Source organism: Tateyamaria sp. 7Alg 36 (assembly GCF_059882455.1).
Window position 1 is genome coordinate 3,276,650 of the sequence record NZ_CM187613.1, and the last position, 24,730, is coordinate 3,301,379.

Here is a 24,730-nt window from a genome sequence, read left to right on the forward strand (position 1 = left end):
CAAGGAAAAGCCCGCCTTCCGGTGTCGGAGGCGGGCTGATGCAGCAGAAAGAACGCGGTCGTTTAGCGCAAGCGCGCCTCGGTGTTCGCGTCAAAAAACATGGTGCGGCTGTCGTCGAAGGTGACGGTGACTTCGGACCCTTCCTCCATCGACAGATCGCCACGGCTTTCCACCACCAGACGTTCCTGCGTCGGCGTGGTCAGGTAGTCGTAGGTGACGCCGCCCAGTCGTTCGCGCAGTTCCAGCTTGACCGGAGAGCTTTCCGTGCTGAGCTCCATGTCCTGCGGGCGGATGCCGACGGTGACGGGGGCACCGGCGGCGGGCAAGGCGACGTCGGTCTTGATCAACCTGTCGGCCAGTGCGGGCACGCGCACGCCGCCCTTCTCGGCCACGCCGGCGACAAAGTTCATCGCGGGTGATCCGATGAAACCGGCGACGAATTTGTTGTCGGGGTCGTGGTACAGGTCCATCGGGCTGCCCACCTGTTCGATATGGCCCGCACGCAGTACGACGATCTTGTCGGCAAGGGTCATCGCCTCGACCTGATCGTGGGTGACGTAGATCATCGTGGTGCCCAGTTCCTTGTGCAGCCGCGCGATTTCCACCCGCATGTCGACGCGCAGTTCCGCATCAAGATTGGACAGGGGTTCGTCGAACAGGAACACTTTGGGGCCGCGCACGATGGACCGCCCGATGGCCACCCGCTGGCGCTGGCCGCCGGACAGAGCCTTGGGCTTGCGGTCCAGATAGTCATCAAGTTGTAGGATCTTACTGGCGGCGCTGACCTTGCGTTCGATCTCGTCCTTGGGGACGTTGTTCATCTTCAGGCCGAAGCCCATGTTTTCCTTGACCGTCATGTGCGGATAAAGCGCGTAGGTCTGGAACACCATCGCCACACCCCGCTGGGCGGGGTCCATGTGGGTTACGTCGCGCGCGCCGATGCTGATCTTGCCGTCTGTCGTTTCTTCAAGCCCCGCGATCATGCGCAACAGGGTGGACTTGCCGCAGCCCGAAGGGCCGACAAAGACGCAGAATTCGCCGTCTTCCACTGTCAGGTCCACGCCGTGGATCACTTGGGTTGCCCCGTAGCGTTTGATTGCTTTTTCGAGTGTGACGCCGCTCATGAGAGCCCCCCTTTTTGTGGTGTGGTCATTGGCTTGGAAATTGCCAGTTGGCCGCAGCGGTCGCGATTTCGCGTGCGGTTGATTGCAGATGTGGCGCAAGTTCTTCGAGGTCTGCCATGGACTTGCGCGATGTGGATGTGGTGATGGACAGCGCGCCAAAGGCCCGGCCTGTGCCCGACAGGATCGGGGCGGCGACGCAGATGATTCCGGGTTCGTGTTCTTCGCGGTCAAAGGCGACGCCGTCGCGGCGCACGTCCTCAAGTTCGCGGCACAGTGTGTCGCGGCTGGTATGGGTGTGGGCGGTGTGGGCAAACCACGACTGCTGGGACAGCGCGGTTTCCAGCGCCTCGGGCGCGAGGAAGGCCAACATCGCCTTGCCAACGCCCGTGCAATAGCCGGGGCCGATCTTGCCCGCTTGCGAAAACATCTCGATTGGGTCGGCGGCGTTGCGTTTGTCGACATAAAGCACCTGACCGCCATCAAGTTGCGCCAGATGCACGGTCTGGTTCACGGCCTCGCTGAGCGCGTCGATGAACGGGCGCGCGATGGGCGCGAGGGAACTTTGCCGCCACGCGGCGTGGGCCAGACTGACCAGCCGCAATCCGGGGGCGTATGTTTGCCGGTCCACGTCATAACGCAACATGCCCAGATTCGTCAGCGTCTGCACCAGCCGGTACAGCGTCGCCTTGGGGTGCGGGGACAGTGTCAGCAGTTCGGAAAAGCGCACAGGCCGTTCGGCCTGCGCCACAAGGTCCAGCACTTGCAGCGCCTTACCAATAGTGCCGTCCCCCGAACGGGGTGCCGCGTTGATCATCTGTCCCTCCCGACGTCACACAAGAATCTGTTGACCTGTGTCATGTGTCACCGCATAGTTCCAATAGTTGGAATTAGGTTTCACTATGTGGAACTTCCACGAAGAGAAGCTGTAAGTCAAAAGAAATCTGACTTTCCGGTGACGGTGCGACGCAAGACGCTGCGGACCGGAAGAAAACGGAACTAAGGGAGGAAACCATGTTCCTGAATTTGAAAGCTGCGACAGCGGCGATTGCGTTGTCGGCTGCGGCTGGCGGTGCATTCGCGGCCGATCTGGTCATCAACTTTGACGACCTCAACCCCGGCCCGAAGAAGGGATTCGATGATGCGGTGGCGTTGTTCCAAGAGGAAAACCCCGACATCAACGTGATCGTCAACAACAACGACCGCGAGGCGCATAAGACCGCCATCCGCAACTTCCTGACCGCTGACGCGCCCGACGTGACGAGCTGGTATCCGGGCAACCGCATGGCACCCTTTGTCGATGCCGGTCTGTTCCAGCCCGTGGACGATGTGTGGGAGGAAAACGGCTTTAACGAAGATCTGGCTGCGATCAAGCCGACCATGTCGCGTGACGGCAAAATCTGGGGTGTGCCATACAGCTACTACCAGTGGGGCATCTACTATCGCAAAGACATCTTCGACCTGCTGGAGCTGGAAGAGCCCCAGACATGGGACGAGCTTCTGGCCGCCTGCGGCAAGATGAAGGAAAACGGCGTAACCCCTTTCACCATCGGGACAAAGTACCTTTGGACGGCGGCGGGTGTGTTCGACTACCTGAACCTGCGCACCAACGGCTATGACGTGCACAACGACCTGACAGCGGGCAAGATCAAGTACACCGATCCCCGCATCAAGGCGACGTTCCAGAACTGGGAGACCCTGATCAACGAATGCGGTTTCGTGGATAACCACGCCTCCATGAGCTGGCAGGACGCCATTGCACCGTTCGCCAATGGCGACGCGGCGATGTATGTCATGGGCAACTTCTCGGTGGACGGATACAAGAATGCCGGTCTGACAGAAGAGCAGATCGACTTCATGCCGTTCCCGACAATCGACGCTTCGATCCCAAGTGCGGAAGAAGCGCCTGCGGATGCGTTCTTTATCCCGACCAACGCCAAGAACGTCGAAGATGCCAAGAAATTCCTTGCCTTCGTCGCGCGCCCCGATGTGCAAAGCCAGTGGAACAAAACCATCGGCCAGTTGCCCATCAACTCCAAGGCGGAGATTTCTGATGACAAGTTCATTCAGGAAGGGTTCGAACTGCTGAACGGTGCCTCCGGTCTGGCCCAGTTCTATGACCGCGATGCGCCAGCCGAGATGGCCAAAGCAGGCATGGAAGGCTTTCAGGAGTTCATGCTCGACACCTCGAAAATGGACGCGATCCTTGAGCGTCTGGATGAGGTTCAGGCCGACGTGTACAAGTAAGCGTGCCTGAGAAGGGGGGCATTACTGCCCCCTTGATCCTGCGCCGCGAGGTGGGCAGTCATGCCCACCTTACATTGCCCCCAAACGGGCAAGATTTTCCCTGTCATGTGGCCCCCGCGCCAAATCAGGAGAGCACCATGCCCCATGCCGTCCTACCCGAGACGAACGCGCCGACCCGACCCAGCTGGCTGCGCCGCAACAAGCTGGCTGTGGCGCCTTGGATCTTTCTGATCCCCGCGCTGGTCTTTTTCGCCATCTACGTGGTGATCCCGATTTTCCAAAGCCTGTGGCTAAGCCTGTATGAATGGAATGGCCTCTATAATGCCCAAGGTGAAAGCACCGCGACATGGGTGGGTTTTGGCAACTATGCCAAGCTTTGGGACGATCCAAATTTCTGGACCTCGCTGCGCAACAACGTGGCATGGTTGGTCCTGTATATGCTGGCCGTACCTTTGGGCCTGTTTGTCGCCCTGTTCCTGAACCAGACGGTCACGGGGATGCGGTTTTACAAGTCGATGTTCTTCTTTCCCTTCGTCATCAGTCAGGTCGTTGTGGGTCTGATCTTTGGCTGGTTCTATAATCCCGATTTCGGTGTTGTCGGCACGGTCTGGAAGGCGCTGTTCTGCGAAGAGACAACCAACATCCTTGGCAACGTTACCTTCAAATGCACACGCTCCGCGCCCGACATCCTGTCGAGCCCCGAATGGGCGACCTATGGCATTATCGCCGCCGGTCTGTGGCCGCAGATCGCCTATTGCATGATCCTGTACCTGACGGGGCTGAACAATGTCGCCGTGGACCAGATCGAGGCGGCGCGCCTTGACGGGGCCAAGGGGTGGAAAATGCTGTGGTACGTGGTGGTGCCGCAACTGAAACCCGCGACCTTTATCGCCATCGTGGTGACGGTGATCGGGGCGCTGCGCAGCTTTGACATGATTGCGATCATGACGCAGGGCGGGCCGTTCGGGTCGACCAACGTGCTGTCCCATTACATGTACGAGGTCGCGATTTCGGAATATGGCGAACGCTATGGGTACGGGTCGTCCGTGGCCACGGTCCTGTTCGGTATCATGTTGATCTTCATTAGCTATTTCCTGTGGCAGATGTACCAAGACGAAAAGGGGCTGCGCTGATGTTTCCGCGTCCTGTTGAAAAATCCTCTCCTGCTATGCGCTATGGCTATCAGGCGTTTCTGCCTGTGGCGCTGGTGCTGTGGCTGTTGCCGCTGCTGGCCATTTTCCTGACGTCGATCCGGTCGGCGCGGGACATCAACTCGGGCAATGTGTTCGGATGGCCGTCTGAGTTTGCGCTGGTCGACAATTACACCGCCGTGTTCACCCAGTCTGCCGCCGCGCAATATATGCTGAATTCGGTGCTGATCACGGTGCCGACGGTGATCCTGTCGGTGGCGCTGGCCTGCCTTGCGGGCTATGCGCTGGCGATCTACCGCTTTCGCGTGGCGCTGCCGCTGTTCTTTCTGTTTGTGGCGGGCAACTTCATTCCGTTCCAGATCCTGATGGTGCCGGTGCGGGACATGTCGGTGCAGACCGGCCTTTATGACACGATTGCGGGCCAGTTCTTGTTCCACGCGGCCTTTCAGACGGGGTTCTGCACCTTGTTCATGCGTAACTTTATCAAGGCGTTGCCCTTTGATCTGATTGAATCCGCGCGGATCGAAGGCGTCGCGGAGTGGAAGATTTTCTGGTACGTCGTCCTGCCCCTCGTGCGCCCTGCGATTGCGGCGCTGTCGGTGCTGATCTTTACCTTTGTGTGGAACGATTTCTTCTGGGCCAACGTGCTGACCACCGGCGAAAGTGCCAAGCCGATCACCGCAGGGGTGCGCGCGCTGAACGGGCAATTCGTGAACAACTGGCATCTGGTGTCGGCGGCGTCGTTGCTGGCTGCGCTGCCGCCAGTGGCCTGTTTCTTTCTGATGCAGAAACACTTTATCGCGGGTCTGACGATGGGAGCAGTCAAGTGATCAGATGCTGGCGATTGGATGACGGACGGCAGTCCCTTGTGCTCGGCTGTGCCGGTGGGCGTCTGGCCGAGGTGGTCTATTGGGGGCCGCGTCTGCCTGACGATGAAGACCTTGTAACGCTGTATGACGCGAGCGCGCCGGACGTGACCGGCGGCATGCTCGATTCCAACCCCGAACTAAGCATTTGCCCCGAGGCGACGCGGTCCTTTCCGGGCCAGCCGGGGCTGATCATACGGGCAGGGGACGGCACGCCGTTTCTGCCCAAGTTCTGTCTGGAACAGGCCGAGCAGGCCGAGAACGTGCTGGTCCTGACCTATCTCGACAGTACGCGGGTGCTGACCTATCGCGCGCGTTTTGCGATTGATCCCGTCACCCACATCATCGAGGCCAGCGCCGAGGTCGAGGCCGACGCGCCCATGCACCTGCACTGGCTGAGCGCGCCGGTCTTCCCCGCGCCGCAACTCAGCGACGAGATGATTGATTTCGCGGGTCGCTGGTGTGGCGAGTTCCAGATGAACCGCACCCCGTGGTCGCCTGGCATCCGCTATCGCGAGAACCGCACAGGGCGCACGGGCCACGAACATTTTCCGGGGCTGGTGGTGCCGACACGCGGTGCGACCAACGCCAGTGGACACACCTACGCATTCCACTACGGCTGGTCCGGCGGGCATCGCATGGTGGCCGAGGAACTGCCAGACGGACGCCGCCAGATCCAGTTCGGCCATGCCGCGCGCATGGAAGGATCGGCGCAAACACGGTTTGCCACTGGCACGCTGTATGCGGTGTTTTCCGATGACGGGCTGAACGGCTGTGCGGTGGCGTTCCAGCGCCATCTGCGCGACCGGGTCGTGACCTTTCCGCGCCCCGACGCGCCGCGCCCCGTGCACTACAACTGCTGGGAGGCGGTCTACTTCAACCACAACGTGGACGAGTTGAAAGAGATCGCAAGCCGTGCCGCCGCCCTTGGGGCGGAACGGTTCGTGCTGGATGACGGCTGGTTCGGGAACCGCGATGACGACACGCAGGCGCTTAGCGACTGGGAGGTCGATCCGCGCAAATATCCCGACGGTCTGACGCCGCTGATCGAACATGTGAAATCGCTGGGCATGGGCTTTGGCATTTGGTTCGAGCCGGAGATGATCAACCCCAACTCGGACCTGTTCCGCGCCCATCCCGACTGGGCCTTGGGCGGCGAGGACCAGATTATGGGCCGCCAGCAGATGGCGCTGAACATGGCACTGCCCGAAGTGCAGTCCTTTCTGGCGTCGCGCATCGGGGATATTCTGGCGCGCCACGACATCGAATATGTGAAATGGGACCACAACCGCGTGCTGCCCATGCCGGATGCGGCGCAAACGCGCGGGTCGTATGCGCTGCTTGACCGGTTGCGGCGCGAGTTTCCCCATGTGGAGATTGAAAGCTGCGCATCGGGCGGCGGCCGGATCGATTTCGGCATCATGCAACGCACACAGCGTGTCTGGCTGAGTGACAGTAACGACGCGGTCGAACGGCTGCGCATCCAGCACAACGCGTCGATCTTCCTGCCGCTGGCGGTGACGGGCAGCCATGTGGGGCCGCGCACCTGCCACACCTCGGGGCGCACGCTGGATATCCGGTTCCGCGCTTGGGTGGCCGCACAGCGCCACATGGGGTTCGAGATGGACCCGCGCGAGTTGACCGACGAAGAGGCCGACGTGCTGACCCGCGTGACCGGCTGGTGGAAGTCCAACCGCGACTGGATGTATGGCGCCGATATCCTGCGGCTCGACAGTGCCGATCCGGCGGTTATCGCCGAACAGCATCTGGAAGTGGGCGGCGGGCAGTTCGTGGTCTTTGCGGGCAAGGCCGCGACCTCGGACCAGATCGTGCCGCGCCCTTTGCGCCTGACCCGCCTCAGCCCCGATGCCAAGTACAGGATCGAGTTGATCAACCGCGACGAAATCGGCCATTTGTCACGCGGTGCGATGGCGCTCAAATCCGGTGCCATCGTGGTCAGCGGTGCCTATCTGATGCATCATGGCCTGACCCTGCCATGGAGCTTTCCGGAACGTATGTGGGTGATCAAGGGCGATCTGGCCTGACCCGCGCCCTATGGAGAATTGAGATGAAAGAGACAGTTACATTCCACGATCTGAAGGGCGCGTCTGTGTTCATCACCGGTGGCGGCTCGGGCATCGGTGCCGCTCTGACCGAAGGGTTTTTGGAACAGGGCGCAAAGGTGGCCTTTGTGCAACGTTCGGACGCGACGGCCTTTTGTGACGAGATGGAACAGAAATACGGCAACCGCCCTTTGTTCATGCCCTGCGATATCACGGATGTGGATGCGCTCAAGGCTTGTGTGGATCAGGCGGCCGAGGCGCATGGCCCCGTTCTGACGCTGGTCAACAACGCGGCCAATGACAAACGCCACAGCACCGAAGAGGTCGACAGCGCCTTTTTCGACTGGATGATCGCGATCAACCTCAAGGCCTATTTCTTTGCCGCGCAGGCGGTGCTGCCCGCGATGCAGGCGGCCAAGTCGGGGTCGATCATCAACTTCTCGTCGATCAGCTATATGATGGGGAACGCGGGCTATCCGCTGTATACAAGCGCCAATTCCGCGATCAACGGGCTGTCGCGCAGTCTGGCGCGTGAATTCGGCCCCGATGGCATCCGCGTCAACGCGCTGGCCCCGGGCTGGGTACTGACGCAGAAGCAACTGGACCAATGGGCAACACCCGAAGGGCTGGCCGCGCATATGGACCGCCAATGCATCAAGGAACATCTGGTGCCTGAGGATATTGTCGGCACCGTGCTGTTCCTTGCCTCTGGCGCAAGCCGGATGATGACGGGGCAGGCCGTGGTGGTCGATGGTGGCGTGGCGGTGACAGGCTGATGCAGGATGTCGCTTGGATTGCTGTGGATTGGGGGACGTCGCATCTGCGCGCTTGGCTGATGCAGGCGGACGGGTCCATTCTGGAACGCCGCCAGTCTGCTGATGGCATGGGCACGCTGGATCGGGCAGGGTTCGAACCTGCCCTACGCGCGCTGGTGGGCGATGCGCTACCCGCGCCGGTGCTCGCCTGCGGCATGGTCGGCTCGCGCCAAGGCTGGATCGAGGCACCCTATGCCACCGTGCCCTGCGCCCCGCCCAGTGCGGCGCAGGCGGTGCGCCCTGCGGTCGACGGGTTCGACATGCGCATCCTGCCCGGGGTGAAGCAGGACGCGCCCGCCGATGTGATGCGCGGTGAGGAAACGCAAATCGCGGGCTATCTGGCGACGCACCCGAATTTTGACGGCGTCATCTGCTTGCCGGGCACCCACACGAAATGGGTCCATGTCAGCGCGAACGAGATCGTGAGTTTCCGCACCGCCATGACGGGCGAGATGTTTGCCCTGCTGTCCAGCCAGTCGGTGCTGCGCCACTCGGTCGGTACGGGCTGGGATGCGGAGGGGTTCGCGGCAGGGGTCGATCAGGCCATCTCGCGCCCCGAAGGGTTGGCGGCGACGTTGTTCAGCCTGCGCGCCGAGGGGCTGCTTGACGGTTTGCACCCCGATGTGGCGCGCGCGCGCCTGTCCGGCCTGCTGATCGGGGCGGAACTGGCGGCGATGAAACCCTATTGGCTGGGCCAGCAGGTGGCGGTGATCGGTGCCGACGCCCTTGCCCGCGCCTATGAGGCCGCGTTGGAGATGCAATCGGTACCCTGCCACAGCGCAGGGGTAGAGGACATGACACTGGCAGGCCTGCGCGCCGCCTTTCAGCAGATGAACGGAGAACACGCATGAGCCGCGAAATCATAGCCATCCTGCGCGGTATCACACCCGACGAGGCAGGGCCGGTGGCCGATGCCTTGGTCAAGGCGGGGATTACCCGTATCGAGGTGCCGCTGAATTCACCGCAGCCCTTTGACAGCATTGGAAAGATGCTACTGGCGCACGGGGCACATGCGATGATCGGGGCGGGCACGGTTCTGGATGTGCGCGATGTGGAAAAGCTGCACCAGATGGGGGCGCATATGGTCGTGTCACCGGACGCCAATGCCACTGTGATCGTGGCGACAAAACAGGCGGGGATGCTGTCCTTTCCGGGGGTGATGACGCCCACCGAATGCTTTGCCGCGTTGCAGGCGGGTGCGGACGGGCTCAAGCTGTTTCCGGCCTCCTTGCTGGGGATCGAAGGGCTGAAGGCCATTGGCGCGGTCCTGCCCAAAGGGACCAAAACCTATGCCGTGGGCGGTGTCGGTCCGGCGGATTTTGCCGACTGGCGCGCGGCGGGCGTGACAGGGTTCGGCATCGGCTCTGCCCTTTACAAACCGGGCATGTCGGTGGCGGACGTGGCGGCGCGCGCGGCGGATATGGTCGCCGCCTATGATGCGTGCGCGTGATGGAGGTTTTTGACAACCACCCGTGCGAACTGGGCGAGGGGCCGTTGTGGCACCCGACCCGCAAGACCCTGTTCTGGTTCGATATTCTGAATAAAACGCTGCACGCCAAAGGGGATACGCGCCAAAGCTGGACGTTTGACGACTATGTCAGCGCCGCAGGCTGGGTGGATGATGATACGCTGCTTATGGCCTCGGCGCGGGGGCTGTGGCGGTTCGATATCACATCGGGCCAGCGCGATATTGTATGCCCGCTTGAGGACGACAATCCCGTAACGCGGTCCAATGACGGGCGCGCCGATCCGCTTGGCGGGTTCTGGATCGGCACGATGGGGATCAATGCCGAACCCCATGCGGGCGCGATCTATCGCTTTTACCGTGGCGAATTGCGCAAGCTGTTTGACCGGATCACCATCTCGAACGCCATCTGCTTTGCCCCTGACGGGCGCACCGCCTATTTCGCGGACACGTTTTCGCAACGTATCCAGAAGGTCGCGCTGGACGCTGACGGCTGGCCCGATGGCACGGCGGAGGTTTTTGTCGATCTGCGGGCCGAGGATTTGAATCCCGACGGGGCGGTGGTAGATACCGATGGTAATCTGTGGAACGCGCAATGGGGGGCAAGCCGCGTGGCCTGTTACGCCTCCGATGGCACCTTTCTGCGCAGCATCGCCTGTCCTGCATCGCAAGTCACCTGTCCGTCCTTTGGGGGCGACGATCTGGGCACGCTCTATGTCACCTCGGCCCACGAGGGGCTAAGCGACGAGGACAACGCGGGCATGACATTTATCACAACGGCTGGCGCAACCGGCCAGCAAGAGCATCAGGTGATCCTATGAAACGCACACTGGGTGTCTGTTATTACCCCGAACACTGGCCCGAAGCGCAGTGGCAAGAGGACGCCGCCCGCATGGCCGCGCTTCGCCTGACATGGGTGCGGATCGGGGAATTCGCGTGGAAACGGATGGAGCCATCCGAGGGGCAGTATGATTGGGGCTGGCTGGACCGCGCCATTGATGTGCTGGGGCAGGCGGGGCTGAAGGTTGTGCTGGGCACGCCCACCGCGACGCCACCCGCATGGATCGTTGCGAAACATCCGGACATTTTCGCGGTCGATGTCGAAGGGCGCGTGCGCGGCTATGGCTCGCGCAGACATTACTGTTTTTCCCATGCCGGATATCAGGCCGAATGCCGCAAGATTGTCACCGCCATGGCCGAACGCTATGGCAGCAACCCGCATGTGGCGGCGTGGCAGACGGATAATGAATATAGCTGCCATGACACGGTGCTCAGCTATTCCGACGCGGTGCGCACGGCCTTTCGCGACTGGCTGCGCGGCCAGTTTCCCGGGGCGGGCAATGACGGCGATATTGATGCGCTCAACGCGGCATGGGGCAATGTGTTTTGGTCGATGGACTATGACAGCTTTGACCAGATCGGACTGCCCAATCTGACCGTGACCGAGGCGAACCCGTCCCACGCGCACGCGTTCCGTCGGTTCTCCTCCGATCAGGTGGTGGCGTTCAACCGCTTGCAGACCGAGATCATTCGCGCCCATTCCAACGCGCCGATTGCCCATAACTATATGGGGCGCACCACTGACTTTGATCATTTCAAGGTGGGCGCGGACCTCGATATTGCGTCTTGGGACAGCTATCCGCTTGGCTTTCTTGAGGACCGTTCAGGCGCGAGCGAGGCGCACAAGCGTGCCTACGCCCAGCAGGGCGATCCCGATTTTCAGGCCTTTCACCACGACCTTTACCGTGCCGTTGGCGCAGCGCGAGGGACGCATCCCAAAGGCGGCGGGCGCTGGTGGGTGATGGAACAGCAGCCCGGTCCGGTGAACTGGGCCCCGTACAATCCCGCGCCTTTGCCCGGCATGGTGCGCCTGTGGACTTGGGAAGCGTTCGCGCACGGGGCCGAGGCGGTATGCTATTTCCGCTGGCGGCAGGCCCCCTTCGCCCAAGAACAGATGCACGCAGGCCTGTTGCGCCCCGACTCGGTTGAGGCCGAAGCCTTTGGCGAGGCGGCCACAGTGATGGAGGAGTTAGGCGAGGCACCTGATGTGGCCCATGCGCAAGCGCCCGTGGCCATCATGTTCGACTATGACGCCGATGCGATGTGGACCGTGCAGCCCCATGGCGCGCATCTAAGCTATTTCTGGTTGGTAATGGACTGGTATCGGGCCTGTCGCAAGCTGGGCCTGTCGGTGGACATCCTGCCGCCCGACACACGGGATTTCGACGGCTACGCGCTGGTTCTGGTGCCGGGCATGATGCACATGGCGGACGATCTGAAAACGGCGCTGAATGCGGCGACGGGGCAGGTGATTGTCGGCCCACGTAGTGGTGCGCGCGACACGCATTTCTGCACGCCGCTGCCCCTGCCGCCCGCGTGGCCAGATAGCGATCTGGTGGTCGAGCGCGTGCAATCCATGCGCCCCGATCTGCCGCTGGACGTCATTGGTGGCGGGCAGGTGTCGGGCTATTTCGAACAGCTTGGCGGCGGGGGTGAGGTGATCTTGCAGACCGAGGCCGACGCCCCCGTTGCGGTGCGCTGCGGGGCGCGCGTGACCTATATGGGCGGTTGGGGGGATGACGCGACTCACATGCGGCTGATCCGCACTGTCGCGCCTGATCTTGAGGTTGTCGAACTGCCCGAAGGGGTGCGGATGCGGGCCACCGGATCCGAAGTGTTCGTGTTCAACCACACGGCGCAAGATGTTGAATGGAAAGGGGAAACCCTGCACCCTGCGGGGGTGCTGCGCCGCCCGCGATAAGGGGCAGAGATAAAAGATTGCGGCAGTTTGGCGACTGTCATATCTATTTCACAAAACTATGAAATAGATGGTGCCATGCTACTGGATCAACTCTCAACCCTGTCTCATGCGGTGCGCATGAAAGTCTTTCGCCTGCTGATGCGGCGCTATCCCGATGCGGTGTCGGCGGGGGAGGTGGCGCAGGTGCTGGGGCTCAAGGCTTCGACCACCTCGACCTACCTATCGGCCTTGCACACTGTCGGGCTGATCAGCCAACGACGCGCGGGCAATACGCTGAACTACGCGGTGGATATGGAGGGCGCGCGTGCCATGGTCGGCGCGCTGTTCCATGACTGCTGTGGCGGGCGTCCCGACCTGTGTCCACCGGACCTGCCCGCCCCTGCCGTCACAGGCGCGCAAGGGGGGCATGGCAAACAGAACGTGCTGTTCATCTGCACCGGCAACTCCGCCCGCTCGATCTTTGCCGAGGCCATCATGCGCGATGTGGCGGGGGACCGGTTCAACGTCTATTCCGCTGGCACGCAGCCGCGGTCCGAACTGCACCCGCTTGCGGTCGAGATGCTGGAACGCAAGGGCATGGATACCAGCCTGCTGCGGTCAAAAAACACGGCCGAATTCCAGACAGCGGACGCGCCCGCAATGGATTTCGTCTTCACCGTTTGCGACCAAGCCGCGAACGAGGAATGCCCCGCATGGTCGGGGCAGCCGATCTCGGCTCATTGGGGGCTGCCCGATCCGGTCAAGGCGACCGGTACGCAGGCCGAACAGCGGCTGGCCTTTCAACGGACCTATGGCGCGATGCGCAACCGGATCATCGCCTTTACCGCGCTGCCCATGGACACACTCAGCCGCGTTTCGCTGCAAAACGAGGTCGACGAGATCGGCCGGAACAAGGATACAGAATGACCACTTACGCTTTGAACGGCTTGGGCCGGATCGGGAAACTGGCGCTGCGCCCGCTGCTTGAGCGCGGCTGTGACGTTGCATTTGTGAACGACGCTGTGGGCGATCCGGCGATGCACGCGCACCTGCTTGAGTTTGACACGGTCCACGGGCGCTGGCCTGCGCAATTCGGCGCGGATGACAGCAGTATCACGGTGGACGGCACGCGTATTCCGGCCCTGAACTGCCGCACCATCGAAGAGCTGCCGCTCGACGGGGTCGATGTGGTGATCGACTGCACCGGCGTGTTCAAGACCGAGGCCAAGCTCGCCCCCTATTTCGCAGCAGGTGTGAAGAAGGTGGTCGTGTCCGCGCCGGTCAAGGACGGCGATACAGCGAACATCGTCTATGGCGTTAATAACGACGCCTACACGGGCCAGCCCATCGTTACGGCGGCGTCCTGCACCACCAACTGTCTGGCCCCCGTGGTCAAGGTCATACACGAAGGGTTGGGGATCAAGCACGGGTCGATCACCACGATCCACAACGTCACCAACACCCAGACCATCGTGGACCGTCCAGCCAAGGATTTGCGCCGCGCGCGTTCGGCGCTGAATGCGCTGATCCCCACGACGACCGGTTCGGCCACGGCCATCACGCTGATCTATCCCGAACTCACGGGCAAGCTGAACGGCCATGCGGTGCGGGTGCCGTTGCTGAATGGGTCGCTGACCGATTGCGTGTTCGAAGTGGCGCGTGACACCACTGTAGAAGAGGTGAACGCACTGTTCGAAGCCGCCGCCAACGGTCCCCTGCAAGGCATTCTGGGCTACGAGACGCGCCCGCTTGTGTCGACGGATTACACCAACGATCCACGGTCCAGCATTGTGGATGCGCCATCGACCATGGTGGTGAACGGCACGCAGGTGAAAATCTATGCGTGGTATGACAACGAATGGGGCTATGCGCACCGCCTTGTCGATGTGGCGCAAATGGTGGGTGCCAGCCTGTGAGTGTGAGGCCCGAGGGGTTCGCCGCCTATGTCGCTGTCACGGCGGCCTATTGGGCGTTCATGCTGACCGATGGTGCCTTGCGGATGCTGGTGCTTCTGCACTTCAATTCCTTGGGCTTTTCGCCGGTGCAACTGGCCTATCTGTTCGTGCTGTACGAGGTGGCGGGCGTGGTCACGAACCTGTCTGCGGGCTGGATCGCGGCGCGCTACGGGCTGACTTCGACGCTTTATGCGGGGCTAGGCTTGCAGGTTCTGGCGCTGCTGGCGCTGGCGCAGCTTGATCCGGCGTGGTCGGTTGCGGCGTCGGTCGTGTTCGTGATGGCGGTGCAGGGCGTGTCGGGCGTGGCCAAGGATTTGGCCAAGATGTCCAGCAAATCCGCGGTCAAACTGCTGGCCCCCGAGGGCGACGGGCTATTCCGCTGGGTCGCGCTGCTGACCGGTTCCAAGAACGCGGTCAAGGGGTTCGGCTTCTTGCTGGGGGCAGGGGCGCTGGCGCTGTTCGGCTTTGTCGCGTCAGTTCTGGGCATGGCACTGATCCTTGTGGTGATCCTGCTGGCGGTGCTGTTGCGTATGCCTGCGGGCCTGCCGCGCGGGCGCAAGGGCGCCAAATTCACCGAGGTGTTTTCAAAGAACCCGCGTGTGAACTGGCTGAGTGCGGCGCGGGTGTTCCTGTTCGGGGCGCGGGATGTGTGGTTTGTCGTGGGCATCCCGATCTACTTTTACGCCGTGCTTAGCGATGGCACCCCCGAAGGCCAGCGCGCCGCGTTCTTCATGATCGGCGTGTTCATGGCAATCTGGGTGATCCTTTATGGCGCCGTGCAGGCCAAGGCACCCGCGCTTTTACGCAGTGCGCAGCGCAGCGAGGCGGACCTTGCCGCCAGTGCGCGGTTCTGGGTGGGCACGCTGTTCTTTGTCCCTGCGGGCCTTGCGTTGGCGGCGGCATTTGCGGGCGGTCCGGCGCTATGGCTGACGGTCTGCGTAGTAGTTGGATTGCTGGTGTTCGGTGTGCTGTTCGCGCTGAACTCGTCCCTTCATTCCTATCTGATCCTCGCCTTCACCAGTGCCGAGCGGGTGACCATGGATGTGGGGTTTTACTATATGGCCAATGCGGCCGGACGGTTGATTGGCACGCTGCTGTCGGGGCTGACCTATCAGATCGGCGGTCTGCCCCTGTGCCTCGGCACGGCGGCGGTGATGATCGCGTTCAGCTATCTTTTGATTGGCCGGATCAACCGCGAAACCGTGCCATCCACGCAAGGCTAGCATCGGTATCCCCGACGGGTTTGTACTCTGCGCCCAAGGGCGCGGGCCAGTCCGCCAAAGCGTCGAAAATATGGGCATAGTCCAGTTCCCCATGATCCGGTGTGCCACGGTCGGGAACCGAGGCGAACTGGATATGGCCGATGATGTCGCGCAGGTCCGACAGTCGGGTGGTGATATCGCCCTCGGTCCGGCCCACGTGGTAGCAGTCGAACATCAGTTTGAGGTTGGGCATCGCAACCTCGGCAATGATGGCGCGGGCCTGATCTGTGGTGTGCAGGAAATAGCCGCGCGCGTCGTGGCCGTTCAGCGGTTCGATCAGGATGGTCCGGTCGGTCTGTTCGCAGGCAAAGCGCAGGTTAGCGACGAACTGCGCGTGCGCCTCTGACCCGCTGGCAAAACCGCCCATCACATGGATCGCGCCCGCGTCAATCGCATTGGCATAATCAATCGCCTGCCGGATCGCGGCGCGTGCGTCGTCCTGACGTCCGACGAGGGCGGCCAGCCCGTTTTCGCCCGCTGCCACATCCCCGCGATCTGTGTTCAGGCCGAGCATGGGCAGTCCCGTCGCCTTCAGCGCGGCGGCCACGTCCTCGGCGGGCGTGTCATAGGGCCAGTGGCATTCGACGGAATCAAAACCGGCGGCCTTGGCGGCGTGGATCGCGTCGGGCAAGGCGCGGTCGGTCCATAGAAAACCGAGGTTGGCGGAAAACCTCATGGCTTTTCACCCGGCAGGGTCAGGCCCGCATTGCGCGCATAGACTTTGGCGACGGCGGCGTCATCTTCGCCCCCCAGTCCCATCCCCGCGGCGGCGATGAACTGTTGCAGGGCGGCGGCGGTGACTGGGGCGGAAAAACTTGCCGATTTCGCGATGTCCAGCACGATGCCCAGATCCTTGGGCCAGATGTTGACTGAGGAATGCGGCGTGTAATCGCCCGCCACGATATGGGGCGCGCGGTTTTCCAGCATCCAGCTTGTGCCCGCGCATTGGCTGATCACCTCGACAAACTGTTCGGGGGTGACGCCTTGGGTCATGCCGAATGTCAGCGCCTCGGCCATGGTGGCGATGTGCACGCCTGCGAGCAGCTGATTGACGGCCTTCATCGCCGATCCGGGACCGGCAGCGTCGCCCAGTTCAAAGACGGTCGATGCGGTGGCATCCAGCACGGGGCGGGCGGCGGCGAAGGCTTCGGGCGTGCCCGAGGCCATGATCGACAGCGCCCCCTGTGCGGCCTTCAGTGACCCGCCCGAGATTGGCGCATCAAGGTAGTGGACCCCGTGTTCACGGCAGCGCGCCTCCATCTCGCGGGCGAAATCGGGCGGCACGGTGGCACAGGCCATGACGACCGCGCCTTCGCGCAAGGTCGCCACCACGCCATCTGCGCCAAATAGCACCTGTTCGGTTTGGGCGGCGTTCAGGACCACGACCACGACCGCATCAAGGGTTGCGCCCACATCCGACAGCGTCCCGCTTGCGCCCCCGTCGGCAGCAAAGCGGTCCATCGCCGCCGGATTTACATCATAGCCATAGGTCTCGTGACCGGCGGCGAGGCAGGACGCTGCCATCCCGTATCCCATGGAGCCTAGTCCGATAATGGCGGTGCGGTGGGGGTTGGTCATGGTGTTCTCCTCTTGCCGGCGGTGGTGCCTTCCCTGTGGTGCAGTGTTCCGTCTTCGCGGATCAAAGCGCAAGGGGAGGGGCGCACAGACTGCGGGAGGCATGTGGCGTCCGCCTGTGACCGCCACAGCGGGTCGGCTAAAAAGCGCCACGTCCGCGCCTTGCATGATAGTGCAGGGCGCGCCAGAGTACGCGCAGCCAACAGGCAGGCAATGCCGCATTGGGGCGGGATATGGTGCATCATTAAAACTGTTTACCCAGTTAACGATTTTCAGTACGACTGCGTAACGATCACGAAAGGGAACAGGCCGGTATGAACGAGCCCGCAACGCTAGCCCAAAGCGACGACGACCAACGCCCGCTGTCCGATCTGGATTCACTGATCGGTTATAATCTCAAGCGCGCCTACATGATTGCGCAGGCCGATTTCCGTAAGGCGCTGGACGAGGACCAGCTTGGCCCGCGCGATTTCTCTGCGCTGCTGCTGGTTGCGCAGTTCCCCGAGATCACGCAAAGCAGACTGGCACGGATGCTGGGGATCGAACGGTCGGGGCTGGTGGCGATTGTCGATGCGCTGGAAAACCGCGGGCTGCTCAAGCGGACCCATGTGGAGGGGGATCGCAGGGTGCAGGCGCTGGTCGCGACGCCCAAGGGGCAGACGGCCTATGTCAAGGCGCTTGGCCTTGTGCGCGATCACGAGGAAAAGCTGTTTTCGGTGCTGACAGATCAGGAACGGGACACACTGGTGTCGCTGCTGCACAAGATCAGGGCGCTGGAAACGGACTGACGCCCGCGCAGGCAGGGAGGGGAGCGCAGACGTGTCATTGACGTGTCTGTCGCGGCTTTTGGGGGAGGCAACATATGACGACAACGACCGAGCAGGGTGATTTCTGGACCCCGCAGTTCACCTACGAGACCCGCGATGATGGCACCATCTGCATGGCGCAGACCGAGCCGTTGCAGGACCATCTGCCGACGCTGGCCGATTATCTAGACAAATGGGCCGACGAGACGCCGGAACAGACGTGGCTGGCCCGCCGCAAGGATGGCGGCGATTGGGAACGGATCAGCTATGCCCGTGCCCGCGAGGCTGCCCGCGCCATTGGTGGCGCATTGCTGGATCTGGGCTTGGGGCCAGATCGCCCGCTGCTGATCCTGTCCGAAAACGGTCTGGAACACGGGTTGCTTGGCGCGGCGTGCTTTTACGCTGGCATCCCCTACGCCCCGCTGTCGCCCGCCTATTCGTTGGTGTCCAAGGACCATGCCAAGCTGAAAGGCATTGCCGAGACCCTGAAACCGGGCGCGGTGTTTGCCGATGACGGTGTGGCATTCAACCCCGCCTGCGCGGCCATTGCGGCCCCTGACCGCGTCGTAATTAACGCGCGCAACCTGCAAAGCGGGGCTGTCGCCTTTGACGATCTGCTGGACGGCGATGCGGCGCAGGGTGCTGCGGCGCGTGCGCAGGTCGGCGCGGATACAGTGGTAAAATACCTGTTCACCTCGGGCTCCACCGGCGCGCCCAAGGCGGTAATCAACACCAACCGCATGATCTGCGCGATGCAGGCGATGGTGCGCGACAGCTACCGTTTTCTGGGCCATCAGCCGCCCGTGGTGCTGGACTGGGCACCGTGGAACCACACGGCGGCGGGCAACAAGGTGTCCTATCTGGTGCTGACCAATGGCGGCACCTATTACATCGACGATGGTCGCCCCGTTCCGGGCAAGTTTGACGAGACACTGCGCAACCTGCGCGAAGTCTCATGCAGTTGGTATTTCAACGTGCCGGTCGGCTATGACATGCTGGTGGACGCGCTTGAGGCCGACGCGGATCTTGCCGCCACGTTCTTTAAAGATTTGCGGATGATGTTCTATGCGGGCGCGGGCATGGCCCAGCACACATGGGAGCGTCTGCGCGCCGCAGGCCGCGCCGCCACGGGGCGCGAGGTGCTGCTGGCGACGGGGCTCGGCGCGACCGAAACCGCCCCCTTTGCGCTGGCCTGTACCGAGGTGCAGGACAAGTCCGGCAATGTGGGCGTGCCGTCACGCGGTCTGACGCTCAAGCTGGTGCCATCGGGCGGCAAGCTTGAGGCGCGGCTGAAAGGGCCGTCGATCACGCCGGGGTATTTCGGCGATCCGGCAAACACGGCCAAGGCCTTTGACGACGAAGGGTTCTATTGCCTTGGCGATGCCTTGCGCCCCGCCGATCCCTACGACTTTTCCAAAGGGTTCTTTTTCGACGGGCGCGTGGCCGAGAATTTCAAGCTGACCACCGGCACATGGGTGGCTGTGGGGGCGGTGCGGGCGGCGCTGGTCGATGCCATGGGCGGGCTGATCCGCGATGCGGTCATCGTGGGTGAGGATCAGGCACAACTGGGCGCGCTGCTGTTGCTGTCGGACCGTGCCAAGGCGATGGACCCCGACACGCGGCAAGCGGAACTGAGCGCGGCGCTGTCAGCCGCCGCGGCCAAAGCGACCGGATCGGCCAGCCGCGTCCGGCGCGCCATCGTGCTGCCGTATGAGCCGACATTCGACGCGGGCGAGGCGACCGAGAAAGGGTCGCTGAACCAGCGGGCCTTGCGGGCCAACAATGCCGAATTGATCGCGACGCTTTATCAGGATGGCGACGGGGTGATCCGCAGCTAAGAGGCTTAGCCGAAGCTGTCGATCACCCAGACCAGCCACAGGGTGATGGCGGGAAAGCCTGCCAGTATCACCACGCGAACGATATCCGTCAGCACAAAGGGCAGCGCGCCCTTATAGGTTTCGCGGATGGGCGTTTGCTGATCCATGGCGTTGATAATGAACAGGTTCATGCCCACAGGCGGCGTGACCAGCCCGACCTCGACCACGATCAACACCAGAATGCCGAACCACAGCCCGAAGTCGTTGTAGGACATGCCAAAATCCAGTGCCGACATGATCGGAAAAATGATCGGCACGGTCAGCAGCACCATGGACAGGCTGTCCATCACGCAGCCGAACAGCAGATACATCAGCAGCACCAGCGTCAGCACCAGCCACGGCGAGAACCCCTGATCCCCAACCCAGACAGAGGCGGTCTGGGGCAATTGAGTCAGCGACAGGAAGTTGTTGTAGATGCCCGCGCCAAGGATGATGAGAAAGATCATCGCGGTAGAGGACGCAGTGGACAGCACGGCCTGGTTCAGTTTGGGCCACGACATCTGCCCCGACAGCAGCGCGATGATGCCCGTACCAGCGGCGCCCACGGCGGCGGCTTCGGTCGGGGTGAAGATGCCCGCATAGATGCCACCCACAACCACGACAAAGATCACGACCACAGGCCAGACCTTGCCCAGTGCGACCATACGTTCGCCCCATGGCACACGGGCGCGCACCGCCGCGCTGTTGGGCGACACACGCACCCAGACCGAGATCGCGATCATATAGCCGATGGCGGCCAGAATGCCGGGGATCAGGGCGGCGACAAAGAGTTTTTCGATATTCTGCTCGGCCAGAATGGCATAGATCACAAGGATGACCGAGGGCGGGATCAGGATGCCCAGTGTGCCCCCAGCCGCCAGTGCGCCCGTCGCCAACGAGCCCGGATAGCCATAGCGGCGCAACTCGGGCAGGGCGACCTGACCCATGGTGGCGGCAGTGGCAAGGGACGAGCCGCAGATCGCGCCAAAGCCCGCGCAGGCCCCGACCGCCGACATGGCAACGCCGCCACGGCGATGGCCAAGGAAGCTTTCGGCGGCGCGGAACAGCCCTGCGGACATGCCCGACAGGGTGGCGAACTGGCCCATCAGCAAAAACAGCGGGATGATCGAAAACGAGTAGTTCGAGAACGTGCCATAAGTCAGCGTCTTAAGCTGGTTTAGCGTCATCATCGGGTTGCCGATCACCAGATAGGTGCCGCCGATCCCGACGCCGATCATGGCCAGCGCAATGGGGGCGCGGGCAAAGACCAGTGCCAGCAGCACCGGAAAGGACCACAGGGCAAGTTCGATATTAGACATGCGGTGCGCCTTTGCTGGAGGGGCTGAACAGATCGCGGGCCGAGCGGATCACGCAGAACCCCGCGACCAGCGCAAAACCGACCGCACCGCCCAGACCGGCGGCATAGCCTTGCCAGACCGGAAGTTGCGCAATCAGGGTGGTTTCGCCATAGCTCAGCTTGTCCAGCATGCCGAGGTACAATCGCCACGCCAGCAGCACCGCAAGGGCGCACATGGCAATGTCGAACACCAGCGTCAGGATGCCATTCAGAACCGTTGGCATAAAAGGGGTGAACAGTTCGACCGTGGCATGGCCGCGCTGGTACTGGCACCATGGTAGAAAGGCGAACACCGCCGCCGCCATGCCGATTTCGGTGATGTCGTAGATGCCTCGTATAGGCCCCAGGCCGATATCCAGCGGCACAAAGGCGCGCCCGATGATCGAGATGCAGCTGAGCACGACAACCGCGATCAGGATGAGGCCGCCCGCCCACGCAAGTAGCTGGGCAAGAAGGCGGATGGCGCGGTCAAGGGTCTGGTACATCTGCAATCATCCGTTGGGAACAAGGCGGGGGCCGCAACCCCCGCCAAGGATGCGATGACGGATCAGCCGCCGTGCTTCTTGATCAGGGCCTTGGCCTCTTCGATCAGGGCGGCACCGTCGATGCCTTTGCTGTCCATGTCCGCAACCCAGCGGTCGATGACCGGCTGCGCGGCCTCTTTCCAGCGTGCCACTTCGTCGGCGTCCAGTTGCGTGATCGTGTTGCCCGCGTTCACGGCAATCTCGCGCGCTGGAGCGTCTTCGTCCCACATGACTTGCGTCGCAAAGGCCGACAGCTTCGCACCGGATTCCGCGTCGATGATGGCGCGCAGGTCTTCGGGCAGGGCGTCGTACTTGGCGCGGTTCATCACCAGAACGATGGCCGCGGTATAAAGCGCCTCGTCACCGGTGAATTCGGTGTGGTTGTCCACCAGTTCCGACAGGCGGATGGCGGTTGTCACCTCCCACGGGATCACGGTGCCTTTGACGACGCCTTTGGATATCGCCTCGGGGATGGCGGGCAGGGGCATGCCGACAGGTTCGGCCCCCAGTTCCGACAGCATGTCGTTGATGATGCGGGTCGGGCCGCGCAGGGTCAGGCCTTTCATGTCCTCAAGGCTCGACACGCCGTCCTGTGTGTGGATGACGCCAGGGCCGTGGACCCATGCGCCAAGGACTTTCACGTCCTTGTATTCATTGGACTGGAAGTCGGTTTCTACCATTTCCCAATAGGCTTTGGCCGTGGCAACGGGGTTGGTCATCATGAATGGCAGTTCAAACACTTCGGTGCGCGGGAACCGTCCGGGCGTATAGCCGACAACGGTCATCGACATGTCGACGACACCATCGCGCGCCTGATCCATCAGTTCTGGCGGGCGACCGCCTAGCGACATGGCGTCGAAATGTTCGATCTTGATCCGGCCGTCGGATGCCTGTTCGACCCGCTCGGCCCATGGCTTGAGGATCTTTGCCGGTACCGGCGCAGGGGGTGGCAGGAACTGGTGCAGGCGCAGCGTCACCTCTTGGGCATATCCCGCGCTTGCAAGTGCAAAACTGGTCACAGCGCCAAGCAGCGCCGTCTTCAAAAGCGTTCTTCGTTTCATTGTGTCCTCCCCAGACAGTTCGGCCATTTTTGGCCATTGGTATTACCGTGTCCGCGTGGATCCTCCCCGATCCGGCGCGGTTACCTGAACTTCGGCTCCCTCTTTTCAAGGAACGCGCGCAGCCCTTCCTTGGCACCGTCCGATGTCTGCGACAGGGCGGCGGCAAGGCTTTCGGTGAACAGCCCTTCAGAGCGCGACATGTCCCCGATCCGCGACAGGGCCTGAATCATGAGATAGTTTGAAAACGGCGCGTTGTCAGCGATTTTGCGCGCCAGCTTCTCGGCCAGCGCGATGCCTTCGCCCTCGGCCACGGCGTAGTGGGCAAGGCCCATGGCGACGCCATCGTCCGCGCCATAGCTGCGCCCCGTCAGCATCATTTCACGCATCCGGTCGGGGCCGATGATGCGGCCCACGCGCACGGTTGCGCCACCCCCGACAAAGATGCCGCGCCGCCCTTCGGGCAGTTGGAAACGCACCGAAGGCTCCGCAATGCGTACATGGGTCGAGGTCGCGATTTCCAGTCCGCCGCCGATCACCGCGCCCGTCAGGACCGAGATCACAGGCAGGCCGCCGAATTCGATCGCCTCGGACACGCGGTGCCAGTTGCGCGAATGGAACACGCCTTCGATCGGTTCGCGGTGTTCGTGTTCGGCAAGGTCGAGCCCCGAGCAGAAATGCCCGCCTTCGCCACGCAGGATGACGGCATTCACACCTTCGGGCGGTTTAGAGAAGAACGCGTCGAGTTCGTCGATCAGCGCGTCGTTCATTGCATTGCGTTTTTCGGGACGGTCAAAGATGATCGTCGCAATGTCACCATTGATCTCAACGCGGGTGACGCGTTTCGTTTCTGTCTGTTCAGCCATGTCCGGCAACCCCGCGATGATACCTCTAGTCACAGGACTGTTTTACAGGTAAAATGTTACATAGCATAGCGGTTTTTGACCGCGCCGGATTTTGCCACGGGAGGAGCGGAGATGGTCGATTTCAAAAAGGTGAAAGCCATTGATTTTCATACACATGCAGAGGAACCCTGCTGTGCGTCCCGCGATGACGGGTATAATGAATTTCAGGCAGGCATGGCCGCCTATTTCCGCAATCCGGCAGGGGCGCAGGGCATGTTGCCCACGGTTCAGGACACCGCTGCCTATTACCGCGAACGCAATATCGCCGCTGTTATCTTTCCCGTCGATGCCGAGCGCGAGACCGGATTTCGCCGCTATTCGAACGAGGAAGTGGCGGGCATCTGCGCCGAGAATGACGACATCCTGATCCCCTTTGCCTCGGTCGATCCTCACAAAGGCAAGGCGGGTGCGCGCGAAGTGCGCCGCCTTGTGCGCGAGTTCGGCGTGCGTGGGTTCAAGTTCCACCCGACCATGCAAGGGTTTTTCCCCAACGATCGCGAGGCATGCTATACTGTCCTCGAGGCCTGCGCCGAGGAAGGGGTGATTACCCTGTTCCACACAGGCCAGACCGGCGTGGGGTCGGGGATGCGCGGCGGCATGGGCATGCGGCTGAAATATTCCAATCCGATGCATCTGGATGATGTGGCCGTCGATTTTCCCGACATGCCGATCATTCTGGCGCACCCATCATTTCCGTGGACCGAAGAGGGCCTTGCCGTCTGCCAGCACAAGCCTAACGTCTATTACGACATGTCCGGCTGGTCCCCGAAATACTTCCCCGAAACCTTCATCCGCTATGCCAATTCGATCCTGAAGAAGAAGATGCTGTTCGGCTCTGACTGGCCCGCGATCACGCCGGACCGCTGGCTGGCGGATTTCGAAAACGCGCCGTTCAAGGACGAGGTGCGCCCGCTGATCCTCAAGGAAAACGCCCTGCGGCTTCTGGGCGAAACGGGTTAGGGGG

General features: G+C 62.2%; 23 protein-coding genes. 15 read left to right on the top strand and 8 right to left on the bottom strand.

From position 1 onward, the window contains the following. Positions 1–62 precede the first annotated feature (62 nt). Complete coding sequence (locus tag AC6GQJ_RS15960; protein ID WP_500770031.1) at positions 63–1,124, bottom strand: ABC transporter ATP-binding protein; 1,062 nt, start codon at positions 1,122–1,124, stop codon at positions 63–65. 25 nt (positions 1,125–1,149) lie between these two features. Next, positions 1,150–1,938, bottom strand: a complete 789-nt coding sequence (locus AC6GQJ_RS15965) for an IclR family transcriptional regulator (RefSeq protein WP_500770033.1) — start codon at positions 1,936–1,938, stop codon at positions 1,150–1,152. Between the two features lie 197 nt (positions 1,939–2,135). On the opposite strand from AC6GQJ_RS15965, the gene AC6GQJ_RS15970 reads away from it, so the two are divergent. From AC6GQJ_RS15970 to arsJ, 12 genes are all read left to right on the top strand, one after another. Then, complete coding sequence (locus AC6GQJ_RS15970; protein WP_500770035.1) at positions 2,136–3,368, top strand: ABC transporter substrate-binding protein; 1,233 nt, start codon at positions 2,136–2,138, stop codon at positions 3,366–3,368. A 137-nt stretch (positions 3,369–3,505) separates the two neighbouring features. Then, the gene (locus AC6GQJ_RS15975; RefSeq protein ID WP_500770037.1) at positions 3,506–4,501 is read left to right on the top strand and encodes a carbohydrate ABC transporter permease; all 996 of its coding nucleotides are present in this window, start codon (positions 3,506–3,508) and stop codon (positions 4,499–4,501) included. Continuing rightward, a complete protein-coding gene (locus AC6GQJ_RS15980) occupies positions 4,501–5,349 on the top strand; it encodes a carbohydrate ABC transporter permease (RefSeq protein WP_500770039.1) in 849 nt (282 codons plus the stop codon). Before AC6GQJ_RS15975 ends, AC6GQJ_RS15980 begins: the two co-directional genes overlap by 1 nt. Then, positions 5,346–7,430, top strand: coding sequence for an alpha-galactosidase (locus AC6GQJ_RS15985; protein WP_500770041.1), 2,085 nt, complete (start codon positions 5,346–5,348; stop codon positions 7,428–7,430). The genes AC6GQJ_RS15980 and AC6GQJ_RS15985 overlap by 4 nt, the downstream gene beginning before the upstream one ends. 23 nt (positions 7,431–7,453) lie before the next feature. Further along, entirely contained in the window at positions 7,454–8,224 is a 771-nt protein-coding gene (locus tag AC6GQJ_RS15990; RefSeq protein ID WP_500770044.1) for an SDR family NAD(P)-dependent oxidoreductase, read from the top strand. Next, positions 8,224–9,114: a 2-dehydro-3-deoxygalactonokinase gene (locus tag AC6GQJ_RS15995; protein ID WP_500770046.1), complete on the top strand. Its 891-nt coding sequence runs from the start codon at positions 8,224–8,226 to the stop codon at positions 9,112–9,114. The genes AC6GQJ_RS15990 and AC6GQJ_RS15995 overlap by 1 nt, the downstream gene beginning before the upstream one ends. Beyond that, positions 9,111–9,713 (top strand): 2-dehydro-3-deoxy-6-phosphogalactonate aldolase, encoded by a 603-nt coding sequence (locus AC6GQJ_RS16000; protein ID WP_500770048.1) that lies wholly within the window; start codon positions 9,111–9,113, stop codon positions 9,711–9,713. The genes AC6GQJ_RS15995 and AC6GQJ_RS16000 overlap by 4 nt, the downstream gene beginning before the upstream one ends. Then, on the top strand, positions 9,713–10,549 hold the full coding sequence (locus AC6GQJ_RS16005) for an SMP-30/gluconolactonase/LRE family protein (protein WP_500773957.1): 837 nt from the start codon (positions 9,713–9,715) through the stop codon (positions 10,547–10,549). Before AC6GQJ_RS16000 ends, AC6GQJ_RS16005 begins: the two co-directional genes overlap by 1 nt. Then, positions 10,546–12,489 (top strand): beta-galactosidase, encoded by a 1,944-nt coding sequence (locus AC6GQJ_RS16010; protein WP_500770050.1) that lies wholly within the window; start codon positions 10,546–10,548, stop codon positions 12,487–12,489. Before AC6GQJ_RS16005 ends, AC6GQJ_RS16010 begins: the two co-directional genes overlap by 4 nt. 117 nt (positions 12,490–12,606) lie before the next feature. After that, positions 12,607–13,395, top strand: a complete 789-nt coding sequence (locus AC6GQJ_RS16015) for an arsenate reductase/protein-tyrosine-phosphatase family protein (RefSeq protein WP_500770052.1) — start codon at positions 12,607–12,609, stop codon at positions 13,393–13,395. After that, complete coding sequence (locus AC6GQJ_RS16020; protein ID WP_500770054.1) at positions 13,392–14,384, top strand: ArsJ-associated glyceraldehyde-3-phosphate dehydrogenase; 993 nt, start codon at positions 13,392–13,394, stop codon at positions 14,382–14,384. Before AC6GQJ_RS16015 ends, AC6GQJ_RS16020 begins: the two co-directional genes overlap by 4 nt. After that, the gene (arsJ, locus tag AC6GQJ_RS16025) at positions 14,381–15,646 is read left to right on the top strand and encodes an organoarsenical effux MFS transporter ArsJ (RefSeq protein ID WP_500770055.1); all 1,266 of its coding nucleotides are present in this window, start codon (positions 14,381–14,383) and stop codon (positions 15,644–15,646) included. The genes AC6GQJ_RS16020 and arsJ overlap by 4 nt, the downstream gene beginning before the upstream one ends. On the opposite strand, the gene AC6GQJ_RS16030 is transcribed toward arsJ, so the two are convergent. Both AC6GQJ_RS16030 and ltnD read right to left on the bottom strand, forming a co-directional pair. Further along, positions 15,612–16,361: a hydroxypyruvate isomerase family protein gene (locus tag AC6GQJ_RS16030; protein WP_500770057.1), complete on the bottom strand. Its 750-nt coding sequence runs from the start codon at positions 16,359–16,361 to the stop codon at positions 15,612–15,614. The genes arsJ and AC6GQJ_RS16030 overlap by 35 nt on opposite strands. Then, complete coding sequence (gene ltnD, locus AC6GQJ_RS16035) at positions 16,358–17,263, bottom strand: L-threonate dehydrogenase (RefSeq protein WP_500770059.1); 906 nt, start codon at positions 17,261–17,263, stop codon at positions 16,358–16,360. Before ltnD ends, AC6GQJ_RS16030 begins: the two co-directional genes overlap by 4 nt. Before the next feature lie 311 nt (positions 17,264–17,574). On the opposite strand from ltnD, the gene AC6GQJ_RS16040 reads away from it, so the two are divergent. Continuing rightward, positions 17,575–18,048, top strand: coding sequence for a MarR family winged helix-turn-helix transcriptional regulator (locus AC6GQJ_RS16040; protein ID WP_500770061.1), 474 nt, complete (start codon positions 17,575–17,577; stop codon positions 18,046–18,048). A gap of 74 nt (positions 18,049–18,122) precedes the next feature. Beyond that, positions 18,123–19,904, top strand: a complete 1,782-nt coding sequence (locus AC6GQJ_RS16045) for an AMP-binding protein (RefSeq protein ID WP_500770063.1) — start codon at positions 18,123–18,125, stop codon at positions 19,902–19,904. Between the two features lie 5 nt (positions 19,905–19,909). On the opposite strand, the gene AC6GQJ_RS16050 is transcribed toward AC6GQJ_RS16045, so the two are convergent. The 4 genes from AC6GQJ_RS16050 to AC6GQJ_RS16065 all read right to left on the bottom strand — a co-directional run bounded on the left by AC6GQJ_RS16050 (position 19,910) and on the right by AC6GQJ_RS16065 (position 23,727). Continuing rightward, positions 19,910–21,241, bottom strand: a complete 1,332-nt coding sequence (locus tag AC6GQJ_RS16050) for a TRAP transporter large permease (protein ID WP_500770065.1) — start codon at positions 21,239–21,241, stop codon at positions 19,910–19,912. After that, positions 21,234–21,764 carry a TRAP transporter small permease gene (locus tag AC6GQJ_RS16055; RefSeq protein WP_500770067.1) on the bottom strand — a complete coding sequence of 177 codons (531 nt, stop codon included), beginning with the start codon at positions 21,762–21,764 and terminating at the stop codon, positions 21,234–21,236. Before AC6GQJ_RS16055 ends, AC6GQJ_RS16050 begins: the two co-directional genes overlap by 8 nt. Positions 21,765–21,826: 62 nt before the next feature. Further along, positions 21,827–22,864, bottom strand: a complete 1,038-nt coding sequence (locus tag AC6GQJ_RS16060; RefSeq protein ID WP_500770069.1) for a TRAP transporter substrate-binding protein — start codon at positions 22,862–22,864, stop codon at positions 21,827–21,829. A gap of 80 nt (positions 22,865–22,944) precedes the next feature. Beyond that, entirely contained in the window at positions 22,945–23,727 is a 783-nt protein-coding gene (locus AC6GQJ_RS16065; RefSeq protein WP_500770070.1) for a crotonase/enoyl-CoA hydratase family protein, read from the bottom strand. Between the two features lie 111 nt (positions 23,728–23,838). Between AC6GQJ_RS16065 and AC6GQJ_RS16070 the strand changes: the two genes are divergently transcribed. Then, a complete protein-coding gene (locus AC6GQJ_RS16070; RefSeq protein WP_500770072.1) occupies positions 23,839–24,726 on the top strand; it encodes an amidohydrolase family protein in 888 nt (295 codons plus the stop codon). Positions 24,727–24,730: the final 4 nt, after the last annotated feature.

Bases quoted from the DNA above. Each gene is read 5' to 3' on its own strand.
- AC6GQJ_RS15960 (WP_500770031.1), bottom strand. From the start codon at position 1,124: ATGAGCGGCGTCACACTCGAAAAAGCAATCAAACGCTACGGGGCAACC.
- AC6GQJ_RS15965 (WP_500770033.1), bottom strand. From the start codon at position 1,938: ATGATCAACGCGGCACCCCGTTCGGGGGACGGCACTATTGGTAAGGCG.
- AC6GQJ_RS15970 (WP_500770035.1), top strand. From the start codon at position 2,136: ATGTTCCTGAATTTGAAAGCTGCGACAGCGGCGATTGCGTTGTCGGCT.
- AC6GQJ_RS15975 (WP_500770037.1), top strand. From the start codon at position 3,506: ATGCCCCATGCCGTCCTACCCGAGACGAACGCGCCGACCCGACCCAGC.
- AC6GQJ_RS15980 (WP_500770039.1), top strand. From the start codon at position 4,501: ATGTTTCCGCGTCCTGTTGAAAAATCCTCTCCTGCTATGCGCTATGGC.
- AC6GQJ_RS15990 (WP_500770044.1), top strand. From the start codon at position 7,454: ATGAAAGAGACAGTTACATTCCACGATCTGAAGGGCGCGTCTGTGTTC.
- AC6GQJ_RS15995 (WP_500770046.1), top strand. From the start codon at position 8,224: ATGCAGGATGTCGCTTGGATTGCTGTGGATTGGGGGACGTCGCATCTG.
- AC6GQJ_RS16000 (WP_500770048.1), top strand. From the start codon at position 9,111: ATGAGCCGCGAAATCATAGCCATCCTGCGCGGTATCACACCCGACGAG.
- AC6GQJ_RS16005 (WP_500773957.1), top strand. From the start codon at position 9,713: ATGGAGGTTTTTGACAACCACCCGTGCGAACTGGGCGAGGGGCCGTTG.
- AC6GQJ_RS16010 (WP_500770050.1), top strand. From the start codon at position 10,546: ATGAAACGCACACTGGGTGTCTGTTATTACCCCGAACACTGGCCCGAA.
- AC6GQJ_RS16015 (WP_500770052.1), top strand. From the start codon at position 12,607: ATGAAAGTCTTTCGCCTGCTGATGCGGCGCTATCCCGATGCGGTGTCG.
- AC6GQJ_RS16020 (WP_500770054.1), top strand. From the start codon at position 13,392: ATGACCACTTACGCTTTGAACGGCTTGGGCCGGATCGGGAAACTGGCG.
- AC6GQJ_RS16030 (WP_500770057.1), bottom strand. From the start codon at position 16,361: ATGAGGTTTTCCGCCAACCTCGGTTTTCTATGGACCGACCGCGCCTTG.
- ltnD (WP_500770059.1), bottom strand. From the start codon at position 17,263: ATGACCAACCCCCACCGCACCGCCATTATCGGACTAGGCTCCATGGGA.
- AC6GQJ_RS16040 (WP_500770061.1), top strand. From the start codon at position 17,575: ATGAACGAGCCCGCAACGCTAGCCCAAAGCGACGACGACCAACGCCCG.
- AC6GQJ_RS16045 (WP_500770063.1), top strand. From the start codon at position 18,123: ATGACGACAACGACCGAGCAGGGTGATTTCTGGACCCCGCAGTTCACC.
- AC6GQJ_RS16050 (WP_500770065.1), bottom strand. From the start codon at position 21,241: ATGTCTAATATCGAACTTGCCCTGTGGTCCTTTCCGGTGCTGCTGGCA.
- AC6GQJ_RS16055 (WP_500770067.1), bottom strand. From the start codon at position 21,764: ATGTACCAGACCCTTGACCGCGCCATCCGCCTTCTTGCCCAGCTACTT.
- AC6GQJ_RS16060 (WP_500770069.1), bottom strand. From the start codon at position 22,864: ATGAAACGAAGAACGCTTTTGAAGACGGCGCTGCTTGGCGCTGTGACC.
- AC6GQJ_RS16065 (WP_500770070.1), bottom strand. From the start codon at position 23,727: ATGGCTGAACAGACAGAAACGAAACGCGTCACCCGCGTTGAGATCAAT.
- AC6GQJ_RS16070 (WP_500770072.1), top strand. From the start codon at position 23,839: ATGGTCGATTTCAAAAAGGTGAAAGCCATTGATTTTCATACACATGCA.